The following is a 17,526-nucleotide window of genomic DNA, read 5'->3' as shown; positions in this document are numbered from 1 at the left end:
GTGGTGCTGCTCCCCGCGTGCTGGAGGTGCGCCGCGGCTGATGCGGCTGGTGATGTGGTCCCCGGCCACCGAGCGACCGAGGGGCCTCGTCGCGATGGTTCTCCACATCGTCGTCCACAACCTGTGCATGGACACGACACGGCATGCGGCGTGGCGCAACCGGCTCGTTCCCGGGGATGAACCTGTATTAGTGAGGTCATTCGAATCCGCTTCAGGTCCCCCCGTTCCGCCCTGGCCCCTCCGCCGACCGCCCTCTCCACAGGCGTTTTCCACAGGTCAGGGTGCACCGAGCCGGTCGTTCTCACCGAACGCGGGCATACCTGACGCCGTCTGGTGCCCGCCCCGAGTGAGACGTTGCCACCAGGATCGTAAGGCGCGGCCCGAGCCGCCGTGCCGGGGCCGGAACGTATCCGCGGTGGCCGCGCCGCGTCCCTGCCCCATCGTCGGCGGCACCGAGGGCCCGCCACGGCAGTGTGGCATTCCACGGCCGCCGGACGGATGCCGGCCCGCCGCGGCCGCGGTGCGCTCGCACCTTGACCTCCGGTGTGGTGCCGTCGTGTCCGGGTTGCCCTGGCGGCGACCGGGTGATGACCGAATGGTGGTGGTGCGGCCGGCGGGCCCGGGGCCGCCGGCCGCCGGCCGCCGAAGGCCCCCTGCCCGGCAGCGATCCCTCGCCGCCGGACCGTCCGAGGCACCGCCCTGTGTAGGCTAGGCCGAACCGCGGTGTTAGACCGCTTCGTTTGTCGTGGGATCTGCTTGTCAGGACCGTGTGGTGCGGCCCACTCTCCCTCGGCGGCGAAGATCACCGCCCGCGTCCATCTTGCAGACGGAGTTCTCACGTGAGTAAGCGCACCTTCCAGCCGAACAACCGTCGGCGGGCCCGCACGCACGGGTTCCGACTGCGCATGCGGACTCGCGCGGGCCGCGCGATCCTGTCCGCCCGCCGTCGTAAGGGCCGCAGCGAGCTCTCCGCCTGACGGCGGGTTCCCGCTGGTCCTGCTGGTACCCCCGCCGGTCATGCTTCCTGAGGGCTCTCGCGTCCGAACCCGGGACGAACATGCCCGGGTGGGGACCATGGGTCGGCGAACCCGATCCGGTCCGCTTGTTGTCCACAGCCTGTGGACAACAAGCGACGATCCGGCGCGGGCCGGCTTCGTGGTCGGCCGCCGGGTGGGGAAGGCGGTCGTGCGTAACAGGGTGCGGCGCCGGTTGCGGGAACAGGTACGGGTTCGGCTGGACACGCTCGCGCCAGGGACGATGCTGGTCGTGCGTGCGCTGCCCGATGCGGCGACGGCGAGCTCCGCGGAGCTCGGCCGTGCGCTGGACACCGCGCTCACCAGGGTGGCCCGGCCGGCGGGTGCCAGGCGCCCGGATGGGCGTGGACGATGACCGCCGGGACGGTGCTGGTCGTGCTGCTGGCCACGGCGGCCGTCGTCGACCTCCTGCTGGCCTCCCGGATGGTGTGGCGCCGCCTGCCGCGGGTCGCCCGCAACGCCGACGGCGCGGTACGCGGTCCCCTATCCTGGACCTTTGCCGGGCTCGTGCGGCTCTACCGAGCCGGCTGGTCGGCCCGCAACGCCGGCCTGTGCCGGTTCGAGCCATCCTGTAGCGCCTACGCGCTGGCCGCGGTGCGGCGCCACGGGGGTGTGCGTGGCGGTGTCCTCGCCGTCGCCCGGTTGCTGCGCTGCCAACCGCTCGCGGCAGGCGGCTACGACCCCGTGCCGGGAACGGATCCGGGTCCGGGAATCGTTCGGAGACCCAGGGGCGCGACGGCCGACCCCGGCGGGCCTCCCGACGGTCGGAGCGCGGGCGATCCGGCCGTCGCCGTACCGCCCGTCCACAGGCATGGTCCCCCGTCTCCCAGTCAGGGGATGCGGGCCGAGATCGTCGGTTCCGGTCGTGGACCGTGGGTGTGAGGAGTCAGACCGTTGTTGGATCCCCTATACCACCTCGCGGCGAACGCGATCGTCTTCTTTCACCGGGGATTTGCGCCGATCTTTGGTGCTGACAGTTTCTTCTCCTGGGCCTTTTCGGTCGTCCTGCTGGTCGTCTGCGTCCGTATTCTGATCTTCCCGCTGTTCGTCAAGCAGGTGAAGTCGCAGCGGACGATGCAGATGATGCAGCCCCGGATCAAGGAGATCCGGGAGAAGCATGGGCACGACAAACCCCGCATGCAGCAGGAGATGATGGCGCTGCAGCGGGAGCACGGAAACCCGCTCCTCGGCTGCCTCCCGATCTTCCTCCAGATCCCGCTGTTCATCTCGCTGTTCCACGTGTTCACCCACCTGGCGCCGATGAACGAGGGTCCGAACCACTCGCTGGTCTGGCGTCCCCGGGTCGGGCTCTCCGCAGACCAGGTGGAGCAGATCGCCTCGGCCAAGGTGTTCGGCATCTCGCTGGCGAGCAAGTTCACCTCCGATGGCGATTTCTCGCACTTCCTCGGCGTCGACAGCACGCACGTCAGGATTCTCGCGATCGTCCTGATCGTGCTGATGGGTCTTACGACCTTCCTCACGCAGCGCCAGATCATGGCCCGCACCGGGCCGCTCGACCCGCAGCAGGCGATGGTGCAGAAGGCGCTGCTCTATGGCTCCCCGCTGATGCTCGCCTTCTTTGGTTTCCGTTTCCCGATCGCTGTGCTGCTGTACTGGCTCACCACCAACCTGTGGAGCATGGGCCAGCAGTTCTTCATCATGAAGAAGATGCCGCCGATCAAGCCCGCGGATGCGAACGGCCGGCTGCCCGGTGCCCGTCCGGCCGCCGGCGGTGCCGTCACCCCCGCTCGGCCGGCTCCCGGTGTCCGAGCCGGGGCGAAGTCGAAGAACCGCCCCCGGTCCGCCTCGGTGACCCCGACCAAGGGCGGCGATTCCGGTGCCGCGGCGGCCGGTCGGACGTCCTCGACGGCTCCCCCCGGCACCCGGTCCCGTAACGGCACCTCGACCGCGAGCCGTACCACGACGACCCCGAAAGCGGCGACGACCCCGAAGAGCGGTAAGGCGGGGGCGCCGGGCGGTCCCGGGGCCAACGGCGTCTCGGGCGGTGGCGTCTCGGACAACGGCGTCTCGGACAACGGCGTCGCCGCTACCACGGCCGCATCCACGGGGCGCAGCGCGGAGGCGAAGACCAGCGCGGCGGGCCGCAGGAACGCCCCGGGCAAGAATGCCGGGCAGAGCGCGGCGAGCGGGCCGACGGCGCCCTCCGACGGGGAGAGCACGCCCCGGCCGGCACCCGTACCCGCCGGAGTGCGGCGCCAGGTCGGCGGCTCCCGACCCGCGAAACGGCGCGGCAAGAGCAAGCGGCCCGGTGGGCGGCGTTGATCCGGGAGACGCCGTTCCCGACCGACCGGCAGGCAGGCTGCCGACCCGATTTCGTCATCGAGTGGCGGCATCCCGTAATCTCTGCTCCGCTGTCCCCGTTCCCCTGGAGAGTCGCTGATGACCGGTTCGGCACCTGAACTGGCTGTGGATGGAGCCGGAGCCTCCGACGAGCACGCTTCCTCGGACGAGACCGCCGGCACGGAGGATCGGCGTCTGTCCGATCTCGAGTTGGAAGGCGAGATCGCCGCCGACTACATCGAGGGTCTGCTCGACATCGTCGACATGGACGGTGACCTCGACCTCGACGTCGAGAGCGGCCGCGCCGTCGTCGCCGTGGTGGGCGAGGGGCTGGACAAGCTCATCGGGGCGGGCGGCGAGACGCTGGAGGCGTTGCAGGAACTGACCAGGCTCGCGGTGCTCCAGAAGACGGGCACCCGCAGCCGTCTCATGCTCGACGTCGGCGGCCATCGCGCCCGGCGGCGGGTCGAGCTACGCAAGATCGCGATCGCCGCGGCGTCGCGTGCCATCACGCGCGGTGAGCCGGAGAAGCTGGCTCCCATGACGCCGTTCGAGCGCAAGGTGGTGCACGACACCGTCGCCGGGATCGACGGCGTGCACAGCGAGTCCGAGGGCGAGGAACCCGGCCGCCGGGTAGTCATCCTTCTCGGCTGACCGGCGCCGACCGATGGCGGGTCGGCGCCGGCCGACGCGTTCCCTCGTGCTGGCCGCCGCCGTGGGTGTCGGCTTGGCGGCCGTGCTCGGCGTTCTGCATGCCTATCTGACCAGACCCTTCTGGTACGACGAGATCTGGCGCGCCCACTTCGTCAGCGAACCGGCGTCCTCGTTCTGGCCGGAGCTGACCGTCGCCAACACCCCCTCGGCGCTGGGTTGGTTCGGCCTGACCCGGGTGGCCGGCGAGCTCCTCGGCTGGCACAGCTGGTCGCTCCGGCTTCCCGGGTATCTTGCCGTGCCCTTGCTCGGCGCCGCGATCGTCCTGCTCACCCGCCGTTTCACCGGCCTGGTCGCGGCGGTGTTCGCCACGTGCTGGCTGTGCCTGAACGTGACCTTCTTGGATCTCGCGACCCAACTCAAGCCGTATTCCGTCGAGGCGCTGGCCGCTGTCTGCATCGTCCTCGCCTGGTCGACCGGATCATCTCCGCGGCCCTCGCTGTCCCCGTGGCCTGCACCTGTCACCGGCGGGTTCTCCCGTGCCCGGCTCCTGCGACGCACCGCGGCGGGCCTGTTGGCCCTGACCGCCGTGCCCGGGATCTTTCTGGTGCTGCCGTTGGCGACCGCGGAGGTATGGCGCGGTCCGGCGCGGCGCTGGCGACTGGTGGAATGCCTGCCCGCGGTCGCCATCAGCGTGGCACACACCGTGTTCTTCATCGGGCACCAGTCCAGTCAGCGTCGCGGCGACTACTGGGATCGCCAGTTCATTGCCGGTCGTGGGCCGGTCGAGGCCGTACGCTTCATCGTCGATCAGATGCGAGCCTTCATTACCGGTATGCCGCCCGGCATCGACCGGTTCGACCCGAGCCTCATCCATGCGACGGTGCCCGGGGGACCGGTTGTCTCGGTGCTGCTCGCCGTGGCGGTGTCGATCGCCGGCCTGACCGGCGTCCTCGTGCTGGCGCGACGACCGGACGGCAGGCTGCTCCTCACCGCGCTCGGCGGAGCCCAGGTGCTGATGCTGGGAGCGAGCGCCGCGCGGTACTGGCCGTTCGGGCCGACCCGGACCAACCTCTTCGTCGTGCCACTGATCGTCGTTGTGATCGTGGTGGGCACCCGGCGGCTGGTGGCCCTGTTCGTGGCGGCGGTGCGACCTCGTATCCCCGCCGCCGGGCCTCAGCCGGCCGTACCGGCACCGATGGCCGCGACCCCGACCCTCCCTACCGGAGGAACCGTAACCAAGCGGTCACGATTGGATGTTTCCGGTGTCTCGCCGACGTCGAGCGCCAGCGCGAACACGATTTCTCCGACCGCCGTGCTGCCGTTGGCCGGCCTCGCAATGATCATCTTGCTTGGTGTCCCGCTCCTGGGAACCTCGCTGTCGGGAAGCGGGCAGCTCTGGGATCATCGGCACCGGACTCGTGGCCTCGATCGGATGGTCGACGCGGCCATCGCGGCCCGGCAGCTGCACCGCCCGGGAGACCTGGTGGTGGTCGGGGGTCGCCTCGCCCGGCCTGGCTGGCTGTACGCGATGGAGGCGAGTGACGACCCGGCGCGTGAGCCGGCAGCTCTCCCCAGCGCCGGCGCCGGGCGGGTACCGGCCCGGGTACCACGGCAGGACACGATCTTCTTCGGCGCTGCGGGTACCTCCCTGGTCGGCGAGCTGGCGAACCGCCGGGTCCCGCCGACCCGGCTGCTCGTCTTCCTCTTCGACGCGGAGCGGCCGGCGCTCGCGCCCGACCTGGCCGCGCTGCCCCGGGCGGGGTGGTGCGCCGGCCGTGGCTGGCAGTTCCCCCTCACCGGAACGCTGACCGTCTTCGATCGCTGCGCCGGCGCCGCCCCGCGACTCGATCGGCCGCGGCGGACCGTGGTGTCCTACCGGACGACCTGACATCCGTCCCCGGGCCGGAACCGTGCCTCCCGCGGGGGGGGGGTGGCGGCGGGAGCATGTCGAGGCCGGCGGGGATGCTTGTCGGGTGCGCGGTCTTCTGACTTCCTCGTCCTGTCCGGCCTTCTCGTCCTGTCCGGCCTTCTGGTCCTGTCCGGCCGGGTCCACGGATCCGGTCTTCCACCCACCCGCTGCCGGCGGTCACCTGGTGATGCCCACGGTCCCAACCCGGCTCGGCTCGATGCTGTGGCCGGTCGAGGTGACGCAGGCGGCCCGGCCGGCGCGGGCTGGTCACACGGCACGGCGGAGGATCCGGCCATGACGGGTCTCCCGGATGCCCCCGAGGTGCCCCCCGTCGCGGTGGAGATTTTCGGCACGCGGACCGGATCCGCGGCGCGCTACGTCGAGTTGCTGGCGACCGACGGGGTCGAACGCGGGCTGATCGGTCCGCGTGAGACTGACCGGCTCTGGGACCGCCACGTACTCAACTGCGCGGTCCTGGCCGACGTGGTCCCGGTGCAGGCCGATGTCGTGGACGTCGGCAGCGGCGCGGGGCTGCCGGGTATCCCGCTGGCGCTCGCCCGCCCGGATCTGCGGGTGGTGCTGCTCGAGCCGATGGAACGCCGGTGCCGATTCCTGCACGAGGTTGTGGCGACCATAGGCCTGGAGGACCAGATTTCTGTGGTACGTGGCCGCGCGCCAGATGCCGGAATCGGCCCGGACGGTCGTAGATTCGGGATAGCCGTAGCCCGCGCGGTCGCTCCCCTGGAGCGGCTGGGCGCAATCCTCTTTCCGATGCTACGACCAGGTGGTGTCATGCTGGCGATGCGCGGTTCACGGATCCTGGAGGAACTGCAGGACGCGCGCAGCGGTCTCGGAACTCAGGGTTGGCATCCCGTGGATGTCGTGAGGTGCGGGGAGGGGCGGGTGGAGGAACCCGCCCGTGTCCTCCGGGCCGTACGTTCATCCCAGCGCACCCGGGCCGAGAGCAGGGGAGGGCGCGGCGACGGTGAGCGGCACGATGGCAGACAGGTCAGACGGACGTCACGGGATTCACTCCGATCACGGGAGGTCGGTCGTGACCAGCCGACACGTGGACAGTCTCGTTCCACGTGAAACAGCGTCGGCGGGCCAGGGTGGGACCAGGAGTGGGGGCTTGCGGGGCTATGACTCCGCGCTCCCCGCACTGGACCTGCTCGATCCCTCGACCCCGATCGGAGCGGCGGCGGCAGCAGCAGTGGAAGCACTGGCGGTAGAACGACGACAACCATTCCCTCGCCCCACCCGGCGGCGCATCATCTCGGTCGCCAACCAGAAGGGCGGTGTGGGGAAGACGACGACGACGGTCAACCTGGCGGCGGCGCTGGCATCTCATGGCTCCCGGGTCCTGGTGATCGATCTTGACCCGCAGGGCAATGCCTCGACGGCGCTCGGCGTCAACCATCACTCCGGGGTCCCCTCGATCTACGAGGTTCTGGTGGGGGATCGGCCCCTCGACGAGGTCATCGTGAAGTCCGCCGAGGCGTCGGGGCTGTTCTGCGCGCCCGCAACGATCGATCTTGCCGGCGCGGAGATCGAGCTGGTGTCGCTGGTGGCGCGGGAGAATCGGCTTCGGCGGGCCATCGCGAGCATGCAACGGGACGTCGACTATGTTTTCATCGACTGCCCGCCCTCTCTTGGGCTGCTGACCGTCAACGCCCTCGTGGCCGCCCGTGAGCTGCTCATCCCGATCCAGTGCGAGTACTACGCGCTGGAGGGCCTCGGCATGTTGCTGCGCAACGTGGAACTGGTGCAGGCGCACCTGAACCAGGAGCTGCGTCTGTCGACCATCCTGCTCACGATGTACGACTCCCGGACCAGACTGGCCGACCAGGTCGTCCATGAGGTCAAGGAACACTTCGGGGACCGGGTGCTGTCCACTACCATCCCCCGGAACGTGCGTCTGGCGGAGGCGCCGAGCTATGGGCAGTCCGCGCTGACGTACGATCCGACGTCGCGCGGCTCGCTGTCCTATCTGGCCGCGGCGCGCGAACTCGCGGAACGGGGTCGGGACTCGAATGGAGCGGCGTGATGAGTGCTCGGCGCAGTGGTCTGGGGCGAGGGCTGGGGGCACTCATCCCGGTTGCTCCTCCTCCCCTCGACGGTCAGGCGGGCACCGCCTCGGCTGACTACGCTGACTACGCCGACTACGCCAGTGGCTACGGCGGCCGGGGGACGAATCGCGGCTCCGGCGACGGCACCGGGCCGCTGCCCGTACACGGGGCGACCTTCCGCGAGATCCCCGTCGAGTCGGTCAGCCCGAACCCGCGCCAGCCCAGGACTCACTTCGATGAGGACGCCCTCGAAGAGCTGGCGGCGAGCCTCCGCGAGGTCGGGCTGCTCCAGCCGATCGTGGTACGCGAGGTGGCCCCCGAGCGCTACGAGCTCGTCATGGGTGAACGCCGGTGGCGTGCATCGAAGATCGCCAAGCTTCCCCGGATTCCCGCCATCGTGCGGGAGACCGCGGACGACGCCATGCTGCGCGACGCGCTGCTGGAGAACCTCCACCGCCAGCAGCTCAACCCGCTGGAGGAGGCTGCGGCGTACGAACAGCTGCTCCGCGACTTCGGGGCGACGCACGAGGAACTGGCCAGTCGGCTCGGGCGGTCCCGGTCGCATGTCACCAACATGATCCGGCTGCTCGGGCTCTCGCCCGCGGTACAAAGGCGGGTGGCGGCCGGCGTGCTGTCGGCGGGTCATGCCCGCGCGCTGCTCTCGCTACAGGATCCGGACGCCCAGGACCGGCTCGCCACCCGCATCGTCGCGGAAGGTCTCTCGGTGCGGGCCGTCGAGGAGATCGTGGCACTGGACGACGAGGCCCCGCGTAAGCGGGCGTCGCGGGCACCAGGGGCCGCCTCACCGGCCCTGGTGAGGCTCGCCGACCGCCTCTCGGATCGCTTCGAGACCCGCGTGAAGGTGGACATGGGCCGCAGTAAGGGGAAGATCACGGTCGAGTTCGCCTCGATCGAGGATCTGGAGCGGATCGTCGCCGTGATGTCGCCGTCGGCCTCGGTCGACGGCTTGTTGGACTAGGCGTCCGGCTCGGGGTTCGCTCGGGGCTCTCTGGGCTTCTTGAGCCGGACGCGGATCGCGCGGTCCCAGGGCTGTGCCGGACTCCCCCGGGTGGCCGCGCGCATGTCTGCCGATTGCCCGCCGAGTGCCGGGCCATCGCCGTGCTCAGGGCAGATCGCCGTGCTCAGGCCAGATCGCCGTGCTCAGGGCAGATCGCCGTGCTCAGGCCAGATCGCCGTGCTCAGGGCAGATCGCCGTGCTCAGGGCAGATCGCCGTGCTCAGGCCAGATTGCCGGCCTGGCTGACCTTGCGCAGCATGCCCTCCGGCGTCATCGATCCCAGCAGACGTTCCAGGGCGACCTCGACGTCCTCTCGCCAGCTCACCGCGTTCTTCACCTCTAGCCGCAGCCGCGGCCATCGATGATGGGGCCGGACCGTCTTGAAACCGACCGCGAGGAGATAGTCGGCGGGCAGGATGCAGCGGGTACCCGAGTTCTGGAGGTCACCGAACGCTTCCACCGCCTTGAAGCCGCGGCGGATGACGTCCTTGGCGACGGACTGGACGAGGATCCGCCCCAGCCCCTGTCCGGTGAACTCATTGACGATCGACGCTGTCATGAGCAGCACCGCGTCCGGTGAGACCGGGCTGGTGGGAAAGGCCACCGATCGAGGCACGTAGGCCGGCGGAGCGAACATCACGAATCCGGCCGGGACGTTGTCGATATAGGCGATCTTTCCGCAACTTCCCCATTCCAGGAGAGCCAGGGAAACCCACGCCTCCTTCTCGAGGTCGGTGCCGCCGGCCTCCTCCGCGCGGCTCCGGGCCACCGGATCGAGCTCCCAGAAGACGCAGCGGCGGCAGGGTAGAGGGAGATCGTCGATGTTGTCCAGGGTGATGTTCGCGATGCGACGGCTCATCGAAAAGGCGCTCCATGGGTCGGCTACCGGGCCTCCGGCCGCCGAGGTCAACGTCGACGGATGCGGAGGCTGTCACGGAATCAGCCTAGGCTGCCGAGCATGAATCTTCCCCATCGACGCACCGGCCTCGTTTCACGTGAAACGTCAGCCTTGTCGATGGAACGCCTTGGTGGCCGGTCAGGTGCGGCTGGCGAGGCGGGGGACGTGAAGCTGGCCCGTCGGCGCGTCCTGCTCGGGTGGGAGAAAGAGTCGTTGGGCTGCGGCGAGCACCGCCTCGGCGACGGTTGCCCGGAATGCGGTGGAGCCAAGGGCCTTGGCGTCATGTTCGTTTGTCAGATATCCGAGGTCGAGCCGTACGGCCGGCATCCGGGTCCGCCGAAGCAGGCTCCAGACCTTCGGATGGGTGCGGCAGTCCAGCATGTCGGTCCGGGAGACGATCTCACGGTGGACGAGCTGGGCGAAGCGCTCACCCACGGCGGACGACCCGCGCGCGTTGCCGTAGTAGTAGGCCGACACCCCCTGGGCGCGCGGGGATGGACTGCTGTCGGCGTGCAGCGAGATCAGGAGATCCGCTTCGAGCTCGTTCGCCCGCGCGGCCCGCTCCTCCTCGCTGGGGGACTCGTCCAGGCCGTGGATGAGGTGCGCCCGCAGGCCCGAGTCGAGTAGCCGCGTGGACATCCGAGCGGCGAGGTCGGCCATGAGATCCCGTTCGCACAGGTTGCCGCGGACGATGCCCGGATCGTCGCCACCGTGGCCGGGATCGATGGCGACGACGACTCCGAGCAGCGAGGAGCCGTGGGCCAACAGCCGGACGGACTCCCGCAGCATGTCGGGCCGGCCACCAGTGACCGTGCGCTGCAGGCGTTTGAGCTCGCGCAGGGTGTGTGGCCCGCATTGGCCGTCCGGATCGAGACCCCGGTTGCGCTGGAAGTCGCGGACCGCGGACTCGGTGCGTGGCCCGAAGATCCCATCCGTGCGGCCGACGTCGAAACCCATGTTGAACAGGCGTTCCTGGAGCGCCGCCACGTCATCGCCGACAAAAGGGTACGCGGGGCTGTGGTAGAGCAGACGGTCGCCGAGCTTGTGGCGTGCCTCCTCCAAGGCACGCGCCGTGTCCGGACCGAGTATCCCGTCGGCGGACAGCCCCCGGCTCTGCTGAAAGGCGCGCAGCGCGTTGTCGAGATCTCGGTCGAACCGATCGGCCGGCTCGGCCGGCTCGGCCGGAACACCGCCGAGAGTACCGTCGACAGCCGGGACCCGCGTGCCCTGGGACGGTTCCGCGGCGGAGGTAACACCTCTATCCGGGGCGCTCTTATCCGGAGCGCTCTTACCTGGGTCACCCTTACCTGGGCCGGCCGGATCCCGGCTCTGCCGGGGCGTCACGGGAAGAAAACCAAGATAGGTCAGGGCCGCCCGAACCTCGGCAACGGCGGAACCTTGGTCTCCCAGACGCAGCAGCTTCACCGATGCATACCTTTCAGCTCGCCTGCCCAATGTGCCCCTGGCGAAACCCGGTGCCCCTGGCGAAACCCGATGGTCGGGGCCACCGCGTCGACGAATGATGCGCCGACGGCCGATTGCTGAATCTCAAGCCTAGGGCATGCCCGTGCGGTCTCGACCGGCCGCGAACCGAATCCTCCAGTATTGACCGTGCGTGACCGGGCCGCCGTGATACTCCCCCGATGCTCGTGACGGCGGGAGAAAGTTCCCGGTCCGCACGTGGTATCCGGTTGTCGTGGGCGAACCGGCGCGGACCGGTCCGGGAACGACGTCGGCCCGCCGGGATCACACCCGGCGGGCCGACGGTGGAACGACCGCGTGACGAGATCAGATGTAGACCGAGAGGTCACGCAGCAGGGCGGCCTTCGGCTTCGCGCCGACGATGCTCTTGTCGATCACGCCCTTGACGAACACAGCCATGGTCGGGATCGACATGATCTGGTAGTTCCGGGCGGTCTCCGGGTTCTCGTCGATGTTCAGCTTGACGACCCGGAGCTTCTCGCCATGCTCCTTGGCGATCTCCTCCAAGACGGGTGCGACCATCTTGCAAGGGCCGCACCACTCGGCCCAGAAGTCCACCAGGACCGGCTTGTCGCTCTCCAGCACCTCGGTCACGAAGGTGCTGTCGGTCACGGGGGTGGTGGAACCTGCCATGTTGTTCTCCCTGATGGATGATCTTTTGGTGGACGGGTAGGCGATCAACAGGCCGGTGGTGGCCCGCGGACGGCGCCCGAACGGCCTTCGGACAGCCGGGTCGGGCGGGCCTGCTCCGGCGCCGCCTGATCGGCCGCCCGGACAGATGCCCGGATCAGGCGGGTTGCGGCGTCGGGGTCACGACCCGGGGAGCCACGGTGGTCACCTCGCCCGGACCCTCCCCGGCGGCGATGAAGCGCTCCGCGTCGAGCGCGGCGGCGCAGCCCGTGCCGGCTGCGGTGATGGCCTGGCGGTAGGTGTGGTCGACCACGTCGCCACAGGCGAAGACCCCGTCCAGGTTCGTCTTCGTGGTCGGGTGCGCGACCGAGATGTAGCCGGCGTCGTCGAGGTCGAGCTGACCACGGACGAGTTCGGTACGCGGAAGGTGACCGATAGCGACGAACAGTCCGGTGACCGGAAGATCCTTCGCTTCACCGGTGACGGTGTCGCGCAGCCGGACGCCGGTGAGCTTGTCCGCGCCCAGGAGCTCGGTGACCTCGGCGTTCCACCGGAACCGGATCTTCTCGTTGGCGAAGGCCCGCTCCTGCATGATCGCGCTGGCCCGGAGTTTGTCCCGCCGGTGGATCACCGTCACCGAGCGGGCGAAGCGGGTCAGGAAGGTCGCCTCCTCCATCGCCGAGTCGCCCCCGCCAACCACCGCGATGTCCTGATCCCGGAAGAAGAAGCCGTCGCAGGTCGCACAGGCGGAGACCCCGCGGCCGAGCAACCGCTCCTCGTGCTCGACGCCGAGCATGCGGTAGGCCGAACCGGTGGCGACGATGATCGTGCGGGCGAGGTAGGTCCTGTCCTCGATCTTGACGACCTTTGGGTTCGCCGCGAGGTCGAGCTCGGTCACGTCGTCGGCCACCAGCTCGGCTCCGAACCGCTCCGCCTGCCGTCGCAGGTTCTCCATCAGCTCCGGACCCTGGATGCCGTCCGGAAACCCAGGAAAGTTCTCCACCTCGGTGGTGTTCATGAGCGCTCCGCCGGCCGATACCGCGCCCTCGAACACGAGTGGCCGTAGGTTGGCCCGGGCGGTGTAGACAGCGGCCGTGTACCCTGCCGGGCCCGAACCGACGATGACGACATCGCGTATGTCGTCATCGCCGTCGGGCTGGCTGCTGCGGCCGGTGACATCCTGGCCGTCCTCCTGGGCTGTCACACCCGCTCCTTTCACGCTACGGGATCCCTGTGAGCCGGGTGGGCCCTCGCCGGTACCTGTCGCCCCGGCTTCATCCGAGTTCCTCGTTCATCGGTCCGTCCATGGAGACGGTGTCCGACAGCGACAACCGTCTCCGCGGGCATCTGATTCCATCCGCGCCCGCCACCGGTGCGCGCCACGGCTGGGCTCCCGGCCCCGCGATGCGTCAACCACCACCTCAATGCCGCAGCGTGGACACGCTGTACCACGGCGCGGTGGAGACGGTGGTGACGCCGCAGTGGGCGTCGACGACCAGCACCCTGGCCACCGCCGGTTGCATGGGCACGGAGAGCACGATCAACAGCGCCGGCTGGTCGTTGTAGACGACGCGGTCGACAGCGAGGATTGTGCCACCCGTCTGCGCCGTCAGGCTCTGGTAGCACGGACGCAGGTCAGGGGTGTCCAGCACCGAGCGCAACCGGTCGACGTCCACCGTCGCAGGGGTCGTCGTGCGGCCGGCCGCCGCGGGCGCGGACGGCACGAGCGGCAGCGCCGCGGACCCTGGGATCCGGCCGGCCAGCAGTTCCCGGCCGTGCCGCACGACGTCCGAGGGAGCGACGCTCGTCTGCGAGAGCGCCATCACGGTAAGGGGAACGGAGCTGGCGGAGCCGTATTCGGCCACCACCGAGCCGCCGGCCGGGCCGGAGCTGTCCACGGGGTTGGACGCCGCCACCCTGTGATCGACGTTGGCGCTCCGCAGACCGTGGTACACGAAGATCGCCGCTCCGAAGGTGATGAAGGCGATGCAGACCGCCACGATGGACACCCAGTCCCGTCGGGGGCGCGCACCCGGCGTACCTGGAGTACCCGGCGTACCTGGAGTACCCGGACGGCTCCGCGGATCCCGGTGCCAGGCCGGCTGACGGTCTGTGAGCCCAGCCCCCGCCTGACCTCGGCCGGGTCGCCTTGGCCCGTTGCCACTCGCCGCCCGCCCACCGGTGCCAGCGCCTACGGCACCGGCACGCCCCGTGTCATCCCCCGTATCGGTGTGGACGGCCTCGGTATCCCCCATGAGGGGTTCCGTGCCGGTGACCCCGGCGGCTCCCGCGGTGCCGACGAAGCCGGAGCTCGCGGGCCCCGGACCGGTCGGCGCGGCCGGGTTCCGGCCCGGTCCCGGCCGAGAGGGAGCAGGTGCGTGGGCCGCCAGCGCAGCCTGGAGGCGTTCGGCCACCTCGCCGGGCATCGTCAGGGTCGCCAGGCGGGAGAGGTCCGTACGGACCCTGCGCAGGGCGACCATCGACTCCTGGCATGAGACGCAGCCCTCGATATGCTCGCGGACGGAGCGGGGGAGCGGCTCTCCGTCCGTGAAGGCGTCCAGCAGCTCGGCGTCCGGGTGATGCCCGTGCGTGCGCAAGCGGCGACCCGCCGGGAAGGGACCGGAGGGAGCCGCCGGTTGACGTCGGTCCCCCGCAGGCTCAGTCGCCATTGCTGATCACCTCCTTCGGCAGATCCGGATGGCGTCGGCCGCGCCCGCGGGGCCGCGGCCGACGGGCCGACCTCGGGTAACGGGCTGCCGCCCCGGTGAGCCCGCCGCATCCTGGTGTCTTCCTTCTGAGACGGTGGGCGAAGCCGCCGGGTTCCCTGGCCGGGGGGATCCAGCAGGACGGCGAGCTGCGCGCGGCCGCGCGAGCGCCGGCTTTTCACCGTCCCGACCGGAACTCCCGGCAGCCCCGCCGCCTCGGCGACGGGTCCCCTGCCACGTCCACCAGCGCCACGGCGGTCCGCAACCCGGGCGTCAGCCAGTCAAGCGCCTCCTCGACGCCCAGGGGCGGGTCATGCTCGGCGACGCACTCGCCGGGATCGGCCGGATCACGAATATGGCCTTTCGGGGTAGTCGTCATGGGCAGCGTCGGGCGGGCGGTACGGCGGCGCGGTCCAGCTCGGCGTCGGGGGCGGTCACCAGGACCTCGGCGGGTGGACCGCGACTCCTACTGTCCTCCCGTCAGGACCGGAACGTGATCTCCGCGATCGACCCGCGGTACTGCCCGGCGTTCGACGGCAGCGAGGTCAGCCACAGCACCCAGTACTGCGAGGGGTTCACGTCCGACGACATCGGCAGGACCACCGTGCCGCTGGCGCCTGACTTCTGGGCGACCACGCGGTCGAAGCCGTCGAGCGAATCCGACAGCCTGTCGCCGCTGCGCAGCTCGAACGACACCGGACCCAGGCTGCCGACCGTCACGGTGACCGAGGTGGGCAGGATCTTCTGCGGAAACGCCATGCGCAGCCCGACACCCGACTTGAGGTTGCCGAACGTCGCGCTGGTGTAGTTGCTCGTCGTCCACTCCGTCGACGTGTTCCCGTCGAATGCCTTGCCGACATCCGCCGGTTTCTCGGTTTTGGGTTCACCCGCAGGTGCGAGCGGGTCGAAGGAGTCCGTGCTGCTCGGCTTGAGGATGGTTCCGGTGGGGGTTGCCGGCACCGTGGTCGAGGTGCCGGGTTTGGGGGTGTTGTTCTTTCCGCCGTCGTCACGCAGGGCGATCACGGCGACCACCGCGATCGCGACGACCACCACCAGAGCGATCCACGGCACGGCCCGTCCCAGCGACGGCCCGCCGCGGCGCTTCGGGCCGGAACCAGGCGGGTAGCGGTCGGATCCCGCCGGGTAACCGCCACCCCCGGCGGGATAGCCGCGGTCGTCGTATCCGCCGCGGTCGTCGTATCCGCCGCGGTCGTCGTATCCGCCGCGGTCGTCGTATCCGCCGCGGCCGTAGCCGGTCCCGCCAGCGCGCGACCCGCGGGGGCCTTCCACCCGGGTGTCGTACCGGGCGTACCGGGCGTCCCGGGCCTGGGCGGGGCCGGGGTAGCCGGCCGTGTCGGCATAGCGGCCCTGCGCCGGGTAATTCCCCGGCGCGAGGTAGTCCGAGGAGGCGAAGGCGTCCACATCCATCGCCTCGGTGCTGGGCGGGGCGTCGCTTAGGCTCATCAACCCGGTGTCGAGCACGGCGTCCACCGGGTTGATCGACTCCAGCTCCTCGACCAGGTCGGCCGCCGTGGTGATGGGCGCTCCGACCCGGTCGTCGCCGAGGGTGGCCATGGTGATGGCGTCGAGATCACGCGGAACTGACGAGGCGACCTGTCGGGGAGTCCGCAGCCGGCCGCCCGAGGTGGGTGCGGTGGGCAGACCGTGGTCCCCGCCAAGGGGCCAGTAACCGGTGAGCCCGGCATACAGCAGGCCACCGAGCGCCCGGACGTCGGCCGCGGCGATCAGGTCGGGATTCACCGCCGTGGCGTCGGAGCCGCCGCCCGCGCGGTCGGCCGTGCCTGGGCCGGAACCGTCGTCCCCGCCGATCCCACTCTGGTCGGGCTGCCTGCCGTGCCCGTCGAGCTCCGTCGCGGGGAGGGAACCGTCGAGTTCCGCGAGCACCCCGCCGATCTCCAGGTCGATGACCTTGACGGTGCCGTGGCTGGAGACGATGACGTCACCGGGGTTCAGGTCACCGTGATGGATGCCGCGCTCGTGTGCCGCGGCGATGACTCGGGCCGCTGCGAGCACCACGGCGCCGGCCTGCTCCGGGCGTAGCGGCCCGTCGGTGGAAAGCTGACGCAGCGTTTTGCCGTCCACCCATTCCGAGACGACGTAGGAGATGCGTCGGGACTCGGCCGTGGTAGTGGTGGCGTCGTAGGTCGAGGCGGCCCCGGGATGCACCAGCCGACCGGAGTTGATCGCCGCGGTGAGAAGCCGACGGGCCGCCTGCTCCTGCGCCGGATCCGTGACCGGCCCGCCGCCGCCCGCGGACGCGGGGCCGTGCTCGACGATGCGCACCGCCACCGGTCGGGCGAGCACCTTGTCGTCGCCTCGCCAGAGGGTGACGGGCCCACGGGTCGTCAATGCGGAGAGTAGACGGTAGCGGCGGTCGAGCACGGACTCGGCGAGGATGGCGGTGCCGGAGGGCGGCGTCGCACCCCGGACTCCGGGCGCGTTCGGGTTCACGTCGTTATCGACGTCCCCGGCCTGCGGTCGGTTGCTTCCGTCGACCACAGCGCCTCCGTCGTCCACGGGCCCGGCGTCCATAATCCGCCGTCGGCTTCCCTACCTCACCCGGGCAGGGGTTCCGCCCAGCGTGCCGCCACCGTAGGCGGACACCCGGGTACCCTCCGTCGCTCTGACCAGCCGCCTCGATGAACGAAGCGACGAGCGGGAGGCTGCGCCTGGTTCACCGGCGACGTTGGGTGGGGCCCGCGCACAGCGTGTCCAGTGTACGAGGAGGTCAGGAGGATCTCGCGAATGTCTTGGGACAACCCGCCCATGTGTACCGACTGTGACGATCGGCGAGCCGATTCTTCCG

16 protein-coding genes are annotated in these 17,526 nt (G+C 70.3%); 9 read left to right on the top strand and 7 right to left on the bottom strand.

Features of this window, described 5'->3' with window-relative positions:
- Window positions 1–839 precede the first annotated feature (839 nt).
- The 9 genes from rpmH to FRANCCI3_RS22980 all read left to right on the top strand — a co-directional run bounded on the left by rpmH (window position 840) and on the right by FRANCCI3_RS22980 (window position 8,946).
- Window positions 840–977: a 50S ribosomal protein L34 gene (gene rpmH, locus FRANCCI3_RS25195; protein WP_011438902.1), complete on the top strand. Its 138-nt coding sequence runs from the start codon at window positions 840–842 to the stop codon at window positions 975–977.
- A gap of 40 nt (window positions 978–1,017) precedes the next feature.
- Window positions 1,018–1,389, top strand: coding sequence for a ribonuclease P protein component (gene rnpA / locus FRANCCI3_RS23015; RefSeq protein ID WP_041258073.1), 372 nt, complete (start codon window positions 1,018–1,020; stop codon window positions 1,387–1,389).
- Window positions 1,386–1,916: a membrane protein insertion efficiency factor YidD gene (yidD, locus tag FRANCCI3_RS23010; RefSeq protein ID WP_011438900.1), complete on the top strand. Its 531-nt coding sequence runs from the start codon at window positions 1,386–1,388 to the stop codon at window positions 1,914–1,916. Before rnpA ends, yidD begins: the two co-directional genes overlap by 4 nt.
- A 12-nt stretch (window positions 1,917–1,928) precedes the next feature.
- A complete protein-coding gene (gene yidC, locus FRANCCI3_RS23005; RefSeq protein WP_011438899.1) occupies window positions 1,929–3,317 on the top strand; it encodes a membrane protein insertase YidC in 1,389 nt (462 codons plus the stop codon).
- Window positions 3,318–3,434: 117 nt separating this feature from the next.
- Window positions 3,435–3,989, top strand: a complete 555-nt coding sequence (locus FRANCCI3_RS23000) for a protein jag (protein ID WP_011438898.1) — start codon at window positions 3,435–3,437, stop codon at window positions 3,987–3,989.
- A gap of 13 nt (window positions 3,990–4,002) precedes the next feature.
- Window positions 4,003–5,877: a hypothetical protein gene (locus tag FRANCCI3_RS22995; protein WP_011438897.1), complete on the top strand. Its 1,875-nt coding sequence runs from the start codon at window positions 4,003–4,005 to the stop codon at window positions 5,875–5,877.
- Between the two features lie 315 nt (window positions 5,878–6,192).
- Window positions 6,193–6,990 (top strand): 16S rRNA (guanine(527)-N(7))-methyltransferase RsmG, encoded by a 798-nt coding sequence (rsmG, locus tag FRANCCI3_RS22990; RefSeq protein WP_011438896.1) that lies wholly within the window; start codon window positions 6,193–6,195, stop codon window positions 6,988–6,990.
- Window positions 6,953–7,945: a ParA family protein gene (locus FRANCCI3_RS22985; protein WP_011438895.1), complete on the top strand. Its 993-nt coding sequence runs from the start codon at window positions 6,953–6,955 to the stop codon at window positions 7,943–7,945. Before rsmG ends, FRANCCI3_RS22985 begins: the two co-directional genes overlap by 38 nt.
- Window positions 7,945–8,946, top strand: coding sequence for a ParB/RepB/Spo0J family partition protein (locus tag FRANCCI3_RS22980; protein ID WP_011438894.1), 1,002 nt, complete (start codon window positions 7,945–7,947; stop codon window positions 8,944–8,946). The genes FRANCCI3_RS22985 and FRANCCI3_RS22980 overlap by 1 nt, the downstream gene beginning before the upstream one ends.
- 258 nt (window positions 8,947–9,204) lie before the next feature.
- Here the strand turns inward: FRANCCI3_RS22980 and FRANCCI3_RS22975 are convergent, their stop codons facing one another.
- The 7 genes from FRANCCI3_RS22975 to FRANCCI3_RS22945 all read right to left on the bottom strand — a co-directional run bounded on the left by FRANCCI3_RS22975 (window position 9,205) and on the right by FRANCCI3_RS22945 (window position 17,219).
- Window positions 9,205–9,843, bottom strand: coding sequence for a GNAT family N-acetyltransferase (locus FRANCCI3_RS22975; RefSeq protein WP_011438893.1), 639 nt, complete (start codon window positions 9,841–9,843; stop codon window positions 9,205–9,207).
- Window positions 9,844–10,020: 177 nt separating this feature from the next.
- On the bottom strand, window positions 10,021–11,307 hold the full coding sequence (locus tag FRANCCI3_RS22970; RefSeq protein WP_023839959.1) for an N-acetylmuramoyl-L-alanine amidase: 1,287 nt from the start codon (window positions 11,305–11,307) through the stop codon (window positions 10,021–10,023).
- Between the two features lie 363 nt (window positions 11,308–11,670).
- Complete coding sequence (gene trxA, locus FRANCCI3_RS22965; protein ID WP_011438891.1) at window positions 11,671–11,997, bottom strand: thioredoxin; 327 nt, start codon at window positions 11,995–11,997, stop codon at window positions 11,671–11,673.
- A gap of 154 nt (window positions 11,998–12,151) precedes the next feature.
- Window positions 12,152–13,198, bottom strand: a complete 1,047-nt coding sequence (gene trxB / locus FRANCCI3_RS22960) for a thioredoxin-disulfide reductase (protein WP_011438890.1) — start codon at window positions 13,196–13,198, stop codon at window positions 12,152–12,154.
- A gap of 217 nt (window positions 13,199–13,415) precedes the next feature.
- Window positions 13,416–14,003, bottom strand: coding sequence for a hypothetical protein (locus FRANCCI3_RS28485; RefSeq protein WP_052154510.1), 588 nt, complete (start codon window positions 14,001–14,003; stop codon window positions 13,416–13,418).
- 874 nt (window positions 14,004–14,877) lie between these two features.
- A complete protein-coding gene (locus FRANCCI3_RS22950) occupies window positions 14,878–15,078 on the bottom strand; it encodes a hypothetical protein (RefSeq protein ID WP_023839961.1) in 201 nt (66 codons plus the stop codon).
- A gap of 101 nt (window positions 15,079–15,179) precedes the next feature.
- The gene (locus FRANCCI3_RS22945; protein ID WP_011438888.1) at window positions 15,180–17,219 is read right to left on the bottom strand and encodes a protein kinase family protein; all 2,040 of its coding nucleotides are present in this window, start codon (window positions 17,217–17,219) and stop codon (window positions 15,180–15,182) included.
- Window positions 17,220–17,526 lie beyond the last annotated feature (307 nt).

Source organism: Frankia casuarinae, from assembly GCF_000013345.1.
GTDB classification, from domain to species: Bacteria; Actinomycetota; Actinomycetes; order Frankiales; family Frankiaceae; genus Frankia; species Frankia casuarinae.
The sequence above is the reverse complement of the archived record's forward strand: the minus strand, read 5'-3'. Positions and strand labels throughout refer to the sequence as shown.

Coding starts and splice junctions, on each gene's coding strand:
- FRANCCI3_RS22995 (WP_011438897.1), top strand. CDS start 4,003: ATGGCGGGTCGGCGCCGGCCGACGCGTTCCCTCGTGCTGGCCGCCGCC.
- trxA (WP_011438891.1), bottom strand. CDS start 11,997: ATGGCAGGTTCCACCACCCCCGTGACCGACAGCACCTTCGTGACCGAG.
- rnpA (WP_041258073.1), top strand. CDS start 1,018: ATGCTTCCTGAGGGCTCTCGCGTCCGAACCCGGGACGAACATGCCCGG.
- rsmG (WP_011438896.1), top strand. CDS start 6,193: ATGACGGGTCTCCCGGATGCCCCCGAGGTGCCCCCCGTCGCGGTGGAG.
- FRANCCI3_RS22980 (WP_011438894.1), top strand. CDS start 7,945: ATGAGTGCTCGGCGCAGTGGTCTGGGGCGAGGGCTGGGGGCACTCATC.
- FRANCCI3_RS22950 (WP_023839961.1), bottom strand. CDS start 15,078: ATGACGACTACCCCGAAAGGCCATATTCGTGATCCGGCCGATCCCGGC.
- yidD (WP_011438900.1), top strand. CDS start 1,386: ATGACCGCCGGGACGGTGCTGGTCGTGCTGCTGGCCACGGCGGCCGTC.
- FRANCCI3_RS23000 (WP_011438898.1), top strand. CDS start 3,435: ATGACCGGTTCGGCACCTGAACTGGCTGTGGATGGAGCCGGAGCCTCC.
- FRANCCI3_RS22975 (WP_011438893.1), bottom strand. CDS start 9,843: ATGAGCCGTCGCATCGCGAACATCACCCTGGACAACATCGACGATCTC.